Here is a 16371-nt window from a genome sequence, read left to right on the forward strand (position 1 = left end):
AGGTTCGACTATTCCACATCTTGAATCACACGCCCTGACTTAGGCATGGTTTGAAAACTGCGACAATGCAAACTGCGGCAAGAGTAATAGTTCGGCGAAAAATCGTTGATAACCACTCGCTCAGTGATCTGCCATAAACGTTGATTGTAGACATTCATGACTGGGAAGGTGTAAGGGTAATCACCAATGGTGCCATCTTCAGTGCCATTTGATGTGCCAACTAAAGTGACTAAGCGGCCTTCAGCAAAGCTCAATGGTTCAACGTAGCCATCAATGTAACCAACAAAACGTCCTTTTGGCTCGGCGTCAATATCTGGCTTACCATTGCTTGAAATAGGTAAATTAACCACTTCAACTCGAGTCTTATCTTTCAAGTTGGTTACTTTAGCAATCACGCCACCCAAGCGAACGTCACCCGCATCAGGCACTGTGTTAACCCACTCTTGGTAATCGGTGACCACTTGTTCAGAGTTTGCATTAAGTTCTTGAGGTAGCGAGGAGCACCCCATCACCATCGAAGAGAAAGCGATAAGGAAGAATAAGCGAGATTTAGAAATGAGAGAAAACATAATGCCGGTCCTTAGAACAGGATAAATAAAAGCACAAAGCTAGATGTAAATATCGACTCCAATAAGCTTCGCAAGTTCCTCTTTTTTAGCTTGATTCATCACATCCATATACTCTTCCATCGCACGTCGACCACGCCCTTCTGGAAGATCATACTGAACCTGAGCTTTGTGAATCTCAGATTCTTTGACTTGGCGAATGGAATGCGAGACAGCATTCGCGACCTTAGTTGGCTGACCAACTGAGGTTTTTGCATCGCCTTTTTTTACCTCATTCTTTTTATTGGTTCGATTGGTTTTGGATGTATTGCCTATCGAAGAAGGAGGTAAGCCGTTTATTGAAACCATGCTTAAGAAATTTTGTACCTAATTTAATGACTTTGTGTCTGGCTTTAATAGCGGCTCCGCAAAGTAAATGCAGAGCCAAAATAATATGTATTTACTCGCGGCCAGGCAGTTTTTTCCAAGTCACTTTATCACGAAGATAAACAGGCTCAGACTCTTCTGCTGCAACCGCCTTGCCTTCTGCATAAGCGAATTGAGCAAGGAAAGCCATATCTTGAGCTTCTGGGAATAGCACTTCACATGCTTTGGTGTTGATCGCTAGAGTATCCATATGTTCTGCGTACGCTTCCCAACCTGTACCGACTTTTGCCCATGTTTCAGAGTCCGCTTCAAGCTGCGCTGCCAACTCACTCGGTGGTGTAACACACTCTGCATCAACCGCAGTCCAACGACCATCTTCTTCACGGCTGTAGCGAGCCCAGTACACTTCACTCATACGCGCATCAATCGCTGTCGCAACATGAGTTTCACCAAATTTACGGTAGCTGCCTTGCGCCATCGCAGCCAGTGTAGAGACACCGATCATCGGTAAATCCGCACCAAAAGCCAAGCCTTGAGCAATACCAATACCAATACGTACACCCGTGAAACTGCCTGGACCTTGGCCAAACGCGATAGCATCAATATCGGTTAAAGCGACATTCGCTTCTTTCAGTACTTCATCAACCATAGGTAGAATTTTTTTTGTATGGTCTCGAGGAGCCTCTTCGCTACGTGCGAACACCTGGTCACCCATTACTAATGCAACTGAACAGTTTTCAGTTGCGGTATCTACTGCAAGAATTTTCGCGCTCATTTGTGTCTCAAATATCTGTTATCTAATCTAAAAATAATGGCTAAGCTCAACAATGCCAATTACTCAGCAGCGATTGAATGGTCTTTAGCTAAGAATTCTTTAATGACCCCTAAATCACGGGTACGTGGGATAGGCGGTAAACTCGCCAAAAATATGCCACCGTAATCGCGAGTCACCAATCGGTTATCGCAAATAATCAAAGCGCCATTATCGCGCTTGTCACGTATCAATCGGCCTACACCTTGTTTCAAGGTAATCACGGCGTCTGGCAACTGTACCTGTGCAAAAGGATCACCCCCTTTTAATTTACAGTCCTCGATTCGAGCCTTAAGTAAAGGGTCATCAGGGGCGGTAAAGGGCAATTTATCGATGATAACACAGCTTAATGCGTCGCCCCTAACATCTATCCCTTCCCAGAAAGCACCGGTAGCTACGAGCAATGCGTTACCTAATTCCATGAACTCGGCTAAGGTTTTTTGCTTGCTTGTCTCACCTTGTAATAGGACTGGTACAGTGAGGGTTTCTCGGAATCGCTCACCCAACTCTTTCATCATGCTGTGTGAAGTACACAAGAAAAAACAGCGGCCTTGGTTTTGCTCAATCACCGGAGTCAGCATTCGAACTAACTTATCCGCCAAACCCGGACTATTGGGTTCTGGAAGATAACGAGGCACACATAAACGTGCCTGATTCGGATAATCAAATGGACTCGGCAGTGAAAACTGAGCCGACGGCTTTAAGCCAAGTCGAGAGGTAAAGTGATCGAAATCATCTGACACCGCCAAGGTTGCTGAGGTAAATACCCAAGCGCCCGGTTTAAGTTCGATTTGCTCATGGAATTTATCCGCAACCGACAGTGGTGTGATGTGCAAAGCGAATTGCCTTGGTGTTGTGTCATACCAATAGGAGTAACCCGTAATCGACACATCGCACACACGTTCAATGCGTGACTTAATCATGTTCGCACGTTCAAAAGCGGTGTCTAACAGTTGGCTTCGACCCAATGCTAGCTTCAATACATCGACGGCCAGTTGCAACGCATCTTGTAGACGAACAAGTTCTCGTGCAATTGACTCAGACTTTAGTGCTTCACGCCAGTTACCACGAAAGCCGGTATCGCCCAACACAATACGTAGGTCGGCAGCTGACTGAACAAGCCTGTCCCCCACCTTTTGTAACTGACGCATGTCTTTCGCTTCGGTTCGGTAGGCGATCTCGATGTCTTTAGCGAGCTCATTAATCTGTCGGCTCGACACGGACTGACCAAAGTATTGGCTGGCAATATCGGGAAGCTGATGGGCTTCATCGAAGATAAACACGTCTGCTTCTGGGATTAGCTCACCGAACCCGGTTTCTTTAATCGCTAAGTCCGCTAAGAATAGGTGATGGTTTACAACAACCACATCCGAATCCATCGCTTTTTTACGCGCCTTAAGCACAAAGCAATCGGTGTAGCTTGGGCACTCTTTACCTAAGCAGTTGTCGTTAGTGGAAGTAATCGTAGGAATGATTGGGCTGTCTTCAGCGATATCATCACAATCGCCTAAATCCCCCGTTTGAGTGGATGACGACCAACTACGAACTTTGACTAACTGAGCCAGCAGTGTTGGATCGGTATGAGCACCATGACTCTCGATCATTTGACGGCTGAGTCTGTCCAAACACAAATAGTTTGAACGCCCTTTAAGTAACGCAACCTGACCATAAAAGCCAAGCGCATCGACCATCAATGGTAAATCTCGGTGAAACAGCTGTTCTTGAAGGTTTTTAGACCCCGTACTAATGATGGTTTTCTTGCCACTAAGCAACGCTGGCACTAAGTAAGCAAAGGTCTTACCGGTACCCGTTCCCGCTTCAACAACTAATTGGCTCTGTTGCTCAATAGCTTGTGAAACCGCTTCAGCCATGTCTAGCTGAGCTTGTCGTGGCTGAAACCCGGGGATCGCTTTACCCAGAGCACCATCAGCAGAAAACGTTTTAGATATCATAGAGTACGAAGTTTAGAAAAATAGAAGACGAATTATGGCAGGTTTAGTGAGCCGGCGCGAATCAAGAATGACTTCGCACCGGAGGTGTTTGGTTTAGTTTGACGTGACTTGAGTTACCTTAAAGGTAAGAACTGAAGAAGTAAGAATTAGAGAGTCATTTTTATTTTCGACTTAGATAACGTGACAACCAAGAGGCGCCTTCAAAATGGTTATCACAAGGTTGTATGGCCTTCACTGCATCGGTTGGTGGGGTCTTACTTTCCCACATTTCATCTAGAATATTACCATCTAACTCGGTACCTCTCGCCAATGAATTCACTCGTTGGCAGTACAGTTTTTTGGCTAGTAACTCTTTATCCATAAGTATCACCTCTATTTTTGGCCAAGGCGTAAATGCCTCGGTTGAAGTTCAAATGCGTACTACGGTCAAAACTTTAAAAATGAAGCTTCTGCCTGTTTTCCTATCTAAAAACTGATATTTCCACATCAAACAATTTATCAAAGCGATAAATGAGCAGCAGAATTTGTTGAAACCAACTTGATAATAGATTAATTATAACGGTGATATTGCGGCTCAGTTCACCGTTCGACGGCCTGCATTTAATTTGAAGAATAAAAATATTTCATGGAAGTAAGATGCAAATGGAAAGAAAAACTTTACTAACACATTGTACTGATGCCCCGGGCCTCATCTCTAAGATCACCAACATTTGTTATAAGCACCAACTCAATATTATTCACAACAATGAGTTCGTAGATAACACAAGTGGCCACTTCTTTATGCGCACCGAGCTTGAAGGGTATTTCAATGACGAAACCTTGCTTGCCGATTTAGACCAGGCGCTGCCACAAAATACGAAGCGTAAACTTGTTGATTCATCTCGCAAGCGTGTTGTGATACTCGTGACCAAAGAGGCGCACTGCCTTGGCGACATTCTAATGAAGAACTTCGATGGCAGTTTAGACGTGGAAATCGCAGCAGTGGTTGGCAACTATGACATTCTACAAAGCCTAACCGAGCGTTTTGACATCCCTTACCACCATGTTTCTCACGAAGGGCTAAACCGTGAAGAGCATGAGAAGAAGATGCTAGAAGTGATTGACCAATACGAGGCTGATTACCTTGTTTTGGCTAAGTACATGCGAGTACTGACTCCGGGATTTGTTGAAAGGTACAACCACAAGATCATCAATATCCACCACAGCTTCTTGCCAGCGTTTATCGGTGCGAAGCCATACCAACAAGCGTATGAGCGTGGCGTAAAGATCATTGGTGCAACGGCACACTTCGTGACTAATGATCTCGATGAAGGACCGATCATTAAGCAAGACGTTATTCCAGTGGATCACAACTTCAGCGCGAAAGACATGGCGCAAGCGGGTCGTGACGTAGAGAAGAACGTATTGAGTAAGGCGCTAAACAAGGTGATCAATGATCACGTGTTTGTTTACGGCAACAAGACTGTGATTCTGTAAGTTGCTAATTTAAGTTCGACTTCCAGCTAGAATCCAATAAAAAACGCGCAATAGGGTTAACCCACTGCGCGTTTTTTATATTTAATGTTCAGGGTAACTTTAAGAGATTCCCGACTACGCTCCTTCGTCGCTATCGGGAATGACGTCGTTCTCTAGCTAGCAAAAACTATGGCTCGGAAACAATCCACTCAAACCGAATGATTGTAAGGCACAAGCCTAGCCCACATCCGTCATTCCGACGAGCCTAGGCGAGTTCAGGAATCTTTTCCTAGCGACTCTCTACTCAAATTAAGCCTGTTCAGATTCAACAATACGCTTAAGTGAGTGTGGGTGCAGCTTGATGCAAATCCCTTGATGTTTAAAAGCCACTGTTGGGTTATTCAAGCGTTCCCCCTCGCCTTTCGGACTAGAGAGTTTGATCTTAATACCTTGCTCAGCCAGCGTTTCAAAGTTAGCAGCGAACTGCGGGTAAGTTTCTTTAAGATCCGCTAGATACTCATCAGCCGTTTGGGCATGAGACGGAATCACAAACTCTACATGTTCCCAATCTTGGCTTGGGTAAATCTTACCTTCTGCTGGATATGGCAACTCCAAGCATTCAATTTTCCAGCCAAGGCTTTGCAAGGGTTCATCGAAAGCCAACACCACAATTGGACGACCATTGATCATCGCCTCTGAAATGGTAGAGCCGTACTCAGACCATGCTTGATGCGCAGATTTGGCTAACTCAGTGTCATTGACTCGCAGCGCAATATGATCCGCTTGAGCAAAGCTTAAATCTAAACCCAGTGTATTTCCTAGGTTCTCGATTTTTGCCATAAAGGTATCAAGGCGGGCGATCATTTGTTGTGGTTCTAGTTCAGCTTGCTTCAGGCTCATCATCATTGTCTGCGTTCTCCAAATAATGGCTGCATGTTATCAGTTTTGCCTTTTGCAACAAGCGTTGCTTTTACAAAAGATACTCAATAACTATGTTCTTTCCGATCCTTAAACATGCAAACGCGTCTTGGTAAAAGTCGATTGTCAAAAACCACTCAGGAAATGTTAATTTTCTATCAATTCGACCTATAAGAAACCCCACAAAATTGGTATGATTACCGCCATTTCTGTGAACTTAAACAGAGTCTGCTGCTGATTTTGGCATTAAATCGTTAACTAGAAGCATAATTAACCAGTTTAATGACCAAGAATTAACGGCCACTCTTATCATCCTTGAATTGAAGGAAACGCGTGTGAATATCCAAGCACTTATTAATGACAAAGTATCTCAGGCTCTAGAAGCCGCTGGCGCACCTGCAGGCTCTCCTGCTGCTGTTCGTCAATCTGCAAAACCACAGTTTGGTGACTACCAAGCAAACGGCGTTATGGGCGTTGCTAAACGACTAGGCACTAACCCACGAGAATTTGCTCAAAAAGTATTGGACGTTCTAAACCTAGACGGTATCGCGTCTAAAGTTGAAATCGCAGGTCCGGGTTTCCTAAACATCTTCCTAGATGAAGCTTTCCTAGCAAAACAAGCAGACGCAGCATTGGCTGACTCTCGCCTTGGTGTTGCAGTTGCTGAAACGCAAACTATTGTTGCAGATTACTCTGCACCAAACGTTGCTAAAGAAATGCACGTTGGTCACCTACGTTCAACTATCATCGGTGATGCAGTTGTTCGTACTCTAGAATTCCTAGGCCACAACGTTATCCGTGCTAACCACATCGGTGACTGGGGTACTCAATTTGGTATGCTTATCGCAAACCTTGAGCGCGTTCAGGCCGAGTCTGGCGAAGTTTCAATGGAACTTGCTGACCTTGAAGGTTTCTACCGTGAGTCTAAAAAGCTTTACGATGAAGACGAAGAGTTCGCAGTTAAAGCACGTGGCTACGTTGTGAAACTGCAAAGCGGCGACGAGTTCTGCGCAGAGATGTGGAAGAAGCTTGTTGACGTTACAATGATTCAAAACCAACGCAACTACGATCGTCTAAACGTATCTCTAACACGTGATGACGTAATGGGCGAAAGCATGTACAACCACATGCTGCCAACTATCGTTGCGGATCTGAAAGAGCAAGGTCTTGCTAAAGAAGATGACGGCGCACAAGTTGTATTCCTAGACGAATACAAAAACAAAGATGGTGACCCAATGGGCGTTATCATCCAGAAACGTGACGGCGGCTTCCTATACACAACAACCGACATTGCTTGTGCAAAATACCGTTTTGAAGAGCTAGGCGCAGACCGCGTACTTTACTTCATCGACTCACGTCAGCACCAACACCTAATGCAAGCTTGGACTATCGTTCGTAAAGCAGGTTACATCCCAGAATCTGTTTCTCTTGAGCACCACGCGTTCGGCATGATGCTAGGTAAAGACGGCAAGCCATTCAAGACTCGTGCAGGCGGTACTGTTCGTCTTGCTGATCTTCTTGATGAAGCAGAAGTTCGTGCAGCACAACTGATCGAATCTAAGAACCCAGAACTAGCAGAAGACGAGAAGAAAGTGATCGCTAACACGGTTGCTATGGCAGCGGTTAAGTACGCAGACCTTTCTAAGCACCGTACTACTGACTACGTGTTCGATTGGGACAACATGCTTGCGTTCGAAGGTAACACAGCACCGTACATGCAATACGCATACACTCGTGTTGCTTCAATCTTTGCTAAAGCTGGCATTTCTATGGACTCTCTTGAGGGTGAAATTAAAATCACTGAAGAGAAAGAGAAAGCACTTATCGCGAAACTTCTACAATTCGAAGAAGCGGTACAGTCTGTTGCTCGTGAAGGTCAACCACACATCATGTGTAGCTACCTGTTCGAACTAGCGGGTCAATTCTCTAGCTTCTACGAAGCATGCCCTATCCTAGTTGCTGAAGACGAAACTGTTAAGCAGAGCCGTCTGAAGCTTGCTGCACTAACAGCGAAGACTATCAAGCAAGGTCTATCGCTTCTAGGTATCGATACTCTAGAGCGTATGTAATTCCCTTAGGGTTACAAAGAATAAATACAAAGGTTGATGTGAGAGCATCAACCTTTTGTTTTATCTAACGTATACTGAATTCAAGAAATCGAAATGGATAATAATAATGAGCTTTGAACTTCACCCACAGTTAGCGAAAGACACCACGCTTATCGGCGAGTTTCCTCTGAGCCTAGTACTACTAAGCAAAGATAACGCAGTGCCTTGGGTTATCTTGGTACCAAAACGTGCCAACCTGAAAGAGCTGCACCACCTACCAATGAAAGAGCAACAGCAGTTCTTACATGAATCTCAAGCGGTAAGCCAAGCACTAGAAGCAACGTTCCAACCGGATAAGCTCAACCTAGGCGCGCTGGGTAACATGGTGCCACAACTGCACATTCACCATATTGCGCGTTTCAAAGATGACATTGCTTGGCCTGGTCCTGTATGGGGCAACACCAAAGGTGAACAACGTAGTGAAGAAGAGCAAGCTGCTATTCTGACTCGTATTCAGAACGTTCTGTCACTAAGCTCTATCTTTAAGAAAGCTTAACCTTCTGACACAGGTGATGCCTCCTAGCTAGGTATCACCATTATTACCACTGCGTAATAATGATTCACAAAAACACCCAATTATCACAACATAGACTCCCACGTATACTCTCTTGCACACAACATAGAGAGAGCATCATGAAACAAACCTTCAACTTATTTCGTCATATCAGCTGGATCGCCATCATCTGTTCTATGCTCGCTTCCCTACTCTTATTCTTTATGGGAGCAACCAAGACTTACTCTGCTTTTGCGATCTTCATGCTCAATCAGGTACCACCAGAATCGCTCGCGCATTTAGACACAACAGATATCGCGATCTCGTACTTGATTAAGTCTCTGGATACATTCTTGATTGCTTTTGTACTCTTCATCTTTTCTCACGGTGTGTTCACTTTATTCATCTCGGATAAAAGTAATACCGCGAAAAGTGACCAGCAAATCAATAAAAGCAAAGTACTGAGTTGGATAAAAACACCCAACATTGGTCACCTGAAAAACATTTTGGCTGAAGTGATTATCATCATTCTCTTCGTGAAATTTTTGGAGCTTGTGCTCGTTAATTTCGACAGCATTGGATGGGACATTTTGGTTCTTCCAGTATCCATACTGTTACTGAGTATCGGCCTTAAAGTTCTTGGGTTAGGTGAGACCAAAGAGTCTTAAGTCTATAAACACAAACAAAAAAACCGCAGTTCATAGGCTGCGGTTTTTTATTAGATATTGACCAAACTACATCATCACATTCAGCGACAGGCCATCTTGTTTGCTGATGGTGTAGCGAACACGTGTTGTATGACCATGCTTGTTGGTGTCGACCAAGCGAGATACTTTCCCTTTCTTAACCCACACACTCAACATCGCATCGACGCCATCTTCACTCATGCCAAACTTTGCAGCGAGTTCTTTACGAGCCGCAACACCTTGGCTATCAATGTATTGATGAAGTTCAGTTAAAATCATACGACTTGCACCTCTAGCGCTTTCTGCTTACTGCCGACTTTCTTGAACACGCGATACGTCACCACAAAACCACCAGCAATTGCCACCATCCACACTGCACTTGTCACCGGATGTGCAGCAAAGTTTGCTGCTTGGTAGTAGAAGGTCGCACCAAAGTAACCAAGCGCCATTGTCCAAACCGCAATAAAGCGTGCAAACATTTGACCAAATTCACGAACGTAAGCACCCATAGCTGCCACACAAGGCGTGTAAAGCAAGATAAGGATTAAGTAAGCAAATGCAGCATGACCAGAAACAAATTTGTCTTTTAGGTTACCGAAGATTGATGAGTCTACCTCTTGCTCTTCAGCAACTGCGCCTGAATCGCTTAAATCGCCAACCTCAATACCTAGCGGATCTGAGTAACTCAAGCCTGATAGGTTTTCAGGGATCGTCATTACCGCTTCTTGCAAGCTTGCTGCCAAATCGAATTCAGCTGCTTCTTCGTCTGATGGTGTTGTGTAAAGGCTATTCAACGTGCCGACTACCGCTTCTTTCGCGAAGATACCAGTGATGATACCTACTGTTGCTGGCCAGTTTTCTTCTGTGATACCAATTGGTTGGAATACAGGGGTCACTACTTGAGCTGCCTTAGAAAGTACTGAATTTTCGCTGTCTTCGTTACCAAAGCTACCGTCAATACCTAGTGAATTTAGGAAGCTAAGAATAGCCACAACCATCACGATGGTTTTACCTGCGCCCAGTACGAAACGCTTTAGCTTCTGCCAAGTTTTCAGCATTACGTTTTGCACTGTCGGCAGTTCGTAATCTGGCATTTCCATCACTAAGCTATCACTGCTACCCGGGTAGATCGTATTTTTCAGGAACAGCCCCGTAAATACAGAAGCAACGATACCCATGATGTACAGAGCGAATACTACGTTTTGGCCAGCGCCAGGGAAGAATGCCGCTGCGAACAATGCGTATACCGGTAAACGAGCACCACATGACATAAACGGCGCCATTGATGCTGCCAATTTACGTTCGCGCTCTTGGTCAAGAGTACGAGTTGCCATGATTGAAGGCACGTTACAACCAAACCCTAGTACAAGTGGGACAAATGCTTTGCCCGGCAGACCAATCTTTTGCATCACTTTATCGAGTACGAATGCAGCACGAGCCATGTAGCCTGAACTTTCTAGCACCGCTAAAAATAGGTAAAGCGCTGCGATAACTGGAATAAAGGTCGCAACGGTTTGAATACCGCCGCCAATACCATCAGCAAGTATAGTAACTAACCAAACCGGCAAATGACCATCCAATAAGTGGTGTCCACCATCAACTAATATTGCCCCAACACCAATATCGAAGAAATCGATAAACGCACTACCGATATTGATAGAGAACATGAACATTAAGTACATGATGACGAAGAAGAAAGGAATACCGACCCATTTGTTCAAAATGAATTGGTCTGCTTTCTCTGTAAAGTTTCGGCTTAGTTTACCTTCGCTGCGACGAACACGTTTACAAAGGTCATGTAAGAAAGTGTACTTAGCGTCAGCAACAGCAAGGTCAATATCGAAATCGGCACCTAGACGCACATTGTCAATTTGAGTGCGAGTTTGTGGAGCCAGTCCATTCAATACCAAGTAGTCATTTTCTAAAGCACGAATCGCGAGCGCTCGGTGAGATACGTCAGCATCATCAAATTGTGACTCAACAGAAGGGATGAGAGCTTCTAACGCGACATCGTAATCAATAGAGATAGGGTCAAGACTCACACCCTGAACAAGCAGTTTATGAAGGCGTTCTTTAAAGCGAACTACTTGACCTTTGTCGTTTGCGGACAAGCTCAGAACTGGGCAACCTAGCTCTTTCTCTAGCGCTTTAAGGTTAATCACCTGACGCTCGCGCTTTAATACATCCATTTTGTTCAACACAACGATCATTGGGCGACCCAACTCACGTAGTTGTAATGTCATGTATAAGCTTCGTTCTAGACAGCTAGCATCAACAACATTGATGATCACATCTGCAGGGTGAGTCAGAACAGCGCGAGACGCGATAGATTCATCGATGCTGTTCGCGTCATTACCACTGTCTAGCGCATAAATACCGGGTAAGTCGGTAAGCTGGAACTGATCACCTGCGTGTGAGTATAAACCCGTCTTCTTTTCTACGGTGACACCAACCCAGTTACCAACGTGCTGCTTGGCACCAGTTAGTGCATTGAACAGTGTTGTTTTACCACTATTCGGGTTACCAACGGTAAGAACTTGATAATCCATTTAGATAACCTCGATTTGTTCTGCAATGCTTTCACGAATGGCGATCGAAACACCTCTCACTTCAACTTGAAGCGGATCCCCCATAGGTGCACGGCGGATAAGCGTCACCTCGGTTTTTGGCAACATACCCATGACCATAAGTTTTTTTCTTACGTCTGGAGTTAAACCTGTTAGTGCAACAATAGAAGCCGCCTTTCCTTGCTCTAGTTGTGAGAGTTTCATAAATACCCAATTCGTGACTGATAATGAGAAAGATTGTTATTACCGCCATGATACACATACATGTCCACAATTCCATTGTGTGAAATCAATGTTTTCGAAAATACATACTCGTAAATTTCGTTAAAAACGTTTACGTCAAAAACGTTACTTTCAACAATTAGCGAGAACTACCTCACTAGTACAAGTCGCCCCCGCTAAAAACAAACTGAAAATTATCAATCACTTAAAATAATGTCGGTTTTCTCATAGCCTTCTGTCGTTAATTTTATAAGTAAAATAAGTACCTGAACGTATAGTTATTCCATCGAAGAGAAACTCCTTCTCTTTAATTTTATTCCAGAGGTGATATGGCTTTGCTATATCACTCCGGCAGCAAGCGAAGGTGTCATTGGCACCCGTGGTATAGTCCCCCCGGCTATACCACGATATTTTTTTTCTTCTCTTTTGTTTTATCCCAACAACCTTTTTGCACTCCATATTAATCTCGTATCTCGTATCTCGTATCTCGTATCTCGTATCTCGTATCTCGTATCTCGTATCTCGTATCTCGTATCTCGTATCTCGTATCTCGTATCTCGTATCTCGTATCTCGTATCTCGTATCTCGTATCTCGTATCTCGTATCTCGTATCTCGTATCTCGTATCTCGTATCTCGTATCTCGTATCTCGTATCTCGTAGGAACATAAAAAAGCCCCAACACGAATGTCGAGGCTAAAGTATCTTTATCTATGTTCTATTATCTGCAGCTCACTACTCTTCGTTGTTTTCCGCAAATTTAGATGGTGACATACCAAAGTGGTGCTTAAACCTTTGACTGAAATAGGAAGGGTCATTGAAACCCGAATCAAAAGCGACGTCAGATATCTTTTCTCCAGCGAGTAAGCGCTCGCACGCATGCTCTAGACGTACTTCATTCAAGTGCTCTTTGAAGGTCTTGTTGTAAGCCAATTTAAAGCGCCTCTGCAAGCTTCTCTCAGACATGAACAAATACTTGGCAGCAGTTGCAGTGCTGAACTCAGCATCAGCGTAGTTTTCACTCACAAGCTGAGACACTCTGTTCTTCCACTCTTGTTCCGCTGTCAGTTTTTGCTGCTCTGGCGTTGAAGCGGTAAGTTTAATGGTTTCAATCTGTTCAATTGTGCTGGCTTCAAGATTATCGAGTACTTGATATTCAATTGGCCACGAAAGCTGAACCTTATTTTGAGATTCCGAAACAAAGGCGTTAAGCTCGCCACCGCTTTGATTCATCAATAGAGGCAGCTTTTCGATGTTAAGATCGGTCGACTTTCCGGTATTGTCACTCATACTTGATGCCAGTTTAGGGAAAGGCATCCCATGATCTCGAATGGTAACAACAAGATGCTCCTTAACCTCTTCAACCAGAACCACCATACTCTGAGACTTAAAGTTTCTCTTGATGATGCTCGCAACCAAGCTATTGAAGATAATATCGAGATTAAAATACAGCAAAGAGACATATCGTTGCTTTGTTTCGACTTTAATATCCAGTTCAATACCGGCTTTGGCTAAGTCATCTTGCCAAGCTTTGAGTACCGCCTCTAAGATTAAAATTATATCGTAACAAACTTGCCCTTCCCCTTGAGGGGTATTACTCAATTGAGCTAAGCCATTTTTCAAGGTTAGAATTGGCGACTTCCCGTGCTCGTCATTCCAATTAGGGATCATCGCAGCAATATGATTCACTTCAGAAGAGAGTTCATTGGCAGTGTGAGATACAAGCGCATTCTTAACCGATAGCTGCTTTTTAAGCTGTTGATTGGTCGTAAGTAGTATACGGCTTTGGTGTCTCAATTGATCCGTCTTCAATGCAACTTGCGCTTTTAAGTGCCTGTTGGCAAAAGTGACATAACGCGAACGCCAAAACACCAAGATAGTTACAACGCCAATCAGTAACATCAGAGAGCTTGCTGCAGCCCAATTCGTCAGATACCAAGGCTCCGCAATCGAAAAACTTTGGTTCGTTGACACAAAGCGGTAATGGGAGTCCTTAACCGGCTTCACTTCAAGTGTGTAATCTCCAGGAAGAAGATGGTCGAGCGTTAACAATCCCCCTTCAAACTCACTCCAAGGTTCATCATCGCTCAGTCGATACTCCATCGCAGGCGCGAACGTTGCTGGTAAGATGCCTAGCTTAAAACCCATCGAGGAACCATAAGGGATCTCATCCAGTTCAGCCGTTCTTCCGCCAAGAGATACCGTTTGTTGATCGACACTTATCTTACTCAATAAGGCACGGCTATGAGGTGTTGTTGATACCAGTAATTCGTTGGATAATGCGCTGACTACGCCATACTTTGAGCCGAAAACCAACCTCGAAGATTGGCTCTCTTCGCTGTAAAACAGAGCACATGCTCCCGCCGCCAATTCATTGGTGATCAAACCAAATGGTGAACCGATGTGTTTATGCAACTGTCCATCCAACCCGTAATAACTGATGCCTTTCGAAGAGCCTAACCACACACCATTATCATCGCTTATCAAGCAGTTAGGGCTAATATTATCTTCAACAAGCGTGATTTCTTGAATAATAGAGCTGTCATCAGGGATTCGATACACGCCATAACTGCTTGCAAACCACTGAGCCCCATCCTTCGCTTTTTCAATATCGACGACTTTGCCAAAACGCTCGCTGGAACGACTAAAACTAATTCGTTTATCAATGAACGAGTAGAAGCCATGGTCAGTGCCTATATAGATACGACCGAGCAAGCCTATATTGAGATCAGTGATCTTCGCAGGCAAAAACTTGTCGACTAACCAGTCAGTGCCATAGCTCGTTAGTTTCATGGTTTCGATAGATAACGAATAAAGGTTTTGCCCAGAAGTCATCCAAAGTACGTTGTCTGCCTGAAGCGCAAAGTTTTCAACGTGTACTCCCTTAATCGGCCTTGGTAAATCAAGGGCTTCAGGTTGTAGCGTTTCCGTATTTAGACTAATGATGCCTTCTTCGGTCGCCAACCAAATTGACGAGCCAAAAATCTCAAAATCATTAACGGAATTAGAGTAAACACGAATTGGATTCTCTTCACTTTCAGAATCAACCAAGTAGAGCCCCATTGAAGACGCGACCCAAGATAACTGGTCACTGACAGGCAGTACTTTGTTGATCACCACACTACTCGAATGCATGCCCATACCAGTTAGGGGCGTTCTCGAAAAAGTTTTGCTGAACAGTGAGAAATATCGGATACCGTTGTTTGTCGCAATCCACATGCCACCAGCATGGTCATTGATCAATGAATATATTTTCTCACCCGGTAACGAGAAGTCTTGATTGGCGGCTTGTTTGAATCGAGTAATTTGTCCCGTAATAAAATTGTAGCTAATAAGGCCGTGCTCTGTACCAATCCAATACTGGTCCGAAGTTTCGGCCAACGAGAGAACATGCGACCCTTTAACGATGGTCTCTTTATCTGGGTTCGCGAGATCAACAATCACAGCACCATTTAAGGTACCAATCACTAACTCACGTCGAGCATTCGAAAAATAAACCGTCTCAATATGGCTCTTGTTTGATGCGGTGACATGGGTAAACTCTTGATTCTCTGAAAGGTAAACACCTGAACTGGTCGCCAGTACCCACTTTGACAGCACCCACTCCGCATCGTTAATCGCAATGTCACTACTGTTATTGTATCGGTACAATTTAAGTAAAGAGTACGTGTTGAATTCTAAAGATTGAGTGTTGTAGGTATAAAAATTACTGCCGTCAGTGACCCAAATATAATCGCCTGATGCACCGATATTCGTTATTTCAGCGCCGGGACTTAGGCTAAACGCCAATTCATTGCCAATTCCTGGGCTATGTCGATACACCTCGTTGTCGAAAAATGTCCAAAACTCATCATTAAGAAACGCGACTCTTTCTGAAGAAAATTGCAGCAAGCTACCTTTGCGAGGAAATAAGGTTCGGCCATCGTAAAAAAGTATTTTTCCATGCACATCATGAACCCAAAGCCCACCTCCAGCACCTAGGTACAAGTTTTTAGCCGCAAGAAAATTCCCTTGCGCTTGAACGGGCAAAGGATAGAAAACGGAGGGTGATGTATTTACCGCTAGAACGCTAAATGAAATGCTCATAAACATGAACATTTTAAAGATAATTCGATACAACTCTTAATCCTGAACAGCAACAACGCATGAAATTTTGGGCACCACAACGTCTTATCGTTGCTGAACCAAAAACTGAGTTTTTTTGTGATTATTATTATCTTTCTATTTTA

Annotated in this window: 14 protein-coding genes; 4 read left to right on the forward strand and 10 right to left on the reverse strand. The window is 44.1% G+C overall.

Going from position 1 to position 16371, the window contains the following annotated elements:
- Positions 1 to 8: 8 nt before the first annotated feature.
- From BCU34_RS09505 to BCU34_RS09525, 5 genes are all read right to left on the reverse strand, one after another.
- Positions 9 to 569, reverse strand: a complete 561-nt coding sequence (locus tag BCU34_RS09505; protein ID WP_048664623.1) for a Slp family lipoprotein — start codon at positions 567 to 569, stop codon at positions 9 to 11.
- A 39-nt stretch (positions 570 to 608) separates the two neighbouring features.
- Positions 609 to 914 carry a hypothetical protein gene (locus BCU34_RS09510; RefSeq protein WP_017074520.1) on the reverse strand — a complete coding sequence of 102 codons (306 nt, stop codon included), beginning with the start codon at positions 912 to 914 and terminating at the stop codon, positions 609 to 611.
- A gap of 91 nt (positions 915 to 1005) precedes the next feature.
- Positions 1006 to 1707, reverse strand: a complete 702-nt coding sequence (tsaB, locus tag BCU34_RS09515) for a tRNA (adenosine(37)-N6)-threonylcarbamoyltransferase complex dimerization subunit type 1 TsaB (protein ID WP_048664625.1) — start codon at positions 1705 to 1707, stop codon at positions 1006 to 1008.
- A gap of 59 nt (positions 1708 to 1766) precedes the next feature.
- Positions 1767 to 3695, reverse strand: coding sequence for an ATP-dependent DNA helicase (locus BCU34_RS09520; protein ID WP_048660840.1), 1929 nt, complete (start codon positions 3693 to 3695; stop codon positions 1767 to 1769).
- Between the two features lie 160 nt (positions 3696 to 3855).
- Entirely contained in the window at positions 3856 to 4056 is a 201-nt protein-coding gene (locus tag BCU34_RS09525) for a hypothetical protein (protein ID WP_102480712.1), read from the reverse strand.
- A 281-nt stretch (positions 4057 to 4337) separates the two neighbouring features.
- On the opposite strand from BCU34_RS09525, the gene purU reads away from it, so the two are divergent.
- The gene (purU, locus tag BCU34_RS09530) at positions 4338 to 5171 is read left to right on the forward strand and encodes a formyltetrahydrofolate deformylase (RefSeq protein WP_048660881.1); all 834 of its coding nucleotides are present in this window, start codon (positions 4338 to 4340) and stop codon (positions 5169 to 5171) included.
- A 288-nt stretch (positions 5172 to 5459) separates the two neighbouring features.
- On the opposite strand, the gene BCU34_RS09535 is transcribed toward purU, so the two are convergent.
- The gene (locus tag BCU34_RS09535; RefSeq protein WP_102433591.1) at positions 5460 to 6056 is read right to left on the reverse strand and encodes a VOC family protein; all 597 of its coding nucleotides are present in this window, start codon (positions 6054 to 6056) and stop codon (positions 5460 to 5462) included.
- 347 nt (positions 6057 to 6403) lie between these two features.
- Between BCU34_RS09535 and argS the strand changes: the two genes are divergently transcribed.
- The 3 genes from argS to BCU34_RS09550 all read left to right on the forward strand — a co-directional run bounded on the left by argS (position 6404) and on the right by BCU34_RS09550 (position 9337).
- A complete protein-coding gene (gene argS, locus BCU34_RS09540) occupies positions 6404 to 8137 on the forward strand; it encodes an arginine--tRNA ligase (protein ID WP_048660842.1) in 1734 nt (577 codons plus the stop codon).
- Positions 8138 to 8243: 106 nt separating this feature from the next.
- On the forward strand, positions 8244 to 8672 hold the full coding sequence (locus BCU34_RS09545; protein WP_048660843.1) for an HIT domain-containing protein: 429 nt from the start codon (positions 8244 to 8246) through the stop codon (positions 8670 to 8672).
- Between the two features lie 137 nt (positions 8673 to 8809).
- Positions 8810 to 9337: a YqhA family protein gene (locus BCU34_RS09550; RefSeq protein ID WP_102433590.1), complete on the forward strand. Its 528-nt coding sequence runs from the start codon at positions 8810 to 8812 to the stop codon at positions 9335 to 9337.
- 66 nt (positions 9338 to 9403) lie between these two features.
- On the opposite strand, the gene BCU34_RS09555 is transcribed toward BCU34_RS09550, so the two are convergent.
- The 4 genes from BCU34_RS09555 to BCU34_RS09570 form a co-directional block, all read right to left on the reverse strand.
- On the reverse strand, positions 9404 to 9634 hold the full coding sequence (locus BCU34_RS09555) for a FeoC-like transcriptional regulator (RefSeq protein WP_048660845.1): 231 nt from the start codon (positions 9632 to 9634) through the stop codon (positions 9404 to 9406).
- Complete coding sequence (gene feoB, locus BCU34_RS09560) at positions 9631 to 11904, reverse strand: Fe(2+) transporter permease subunit FeoB (protein ID WP_102480711.1); 2274 nt, start codon at positions 11902 to 11904, stop codon at positions 9631 to 9633. Before feoB ends, BCU34_RS09555 begins: the two co-directional genes overlap by 4 nt.
- Positions 11905 to 12126 (reverse strand): FeoA family protein, encoded by a 222-nt coding sequence (locus BCU34_RS09565; RefSeq protein WP_004734203.1) that lies wholly within the window; start codon positions 12124 to 12126, stop codon positions 11905 to 11907.
- A gap of 751 nt (positions 12127 to 12877) precedes the next feature.
- A complete protein-coding gene (locus BCU34_RS09570; protein ID WP_057622315.1) occupies positions 12878 to 16261 on the reverse strand; it encodes a helix-turn-helix domain-containing protein in 3384 nt (1127 codons plus the stop codon).
- Positions 16262 to 16371 lie beyond the last annotated feature (110 nt).

Source organism: Vibrio sp. 10N.286.45.E10 (assembly GCF_002874195.2).
GTDB lineage: Bacteria > Pseudomonadota > Gammaproteobacteria > Enterobacterales > Vibrionaceae > Vibrio > Vibrio crassostreae.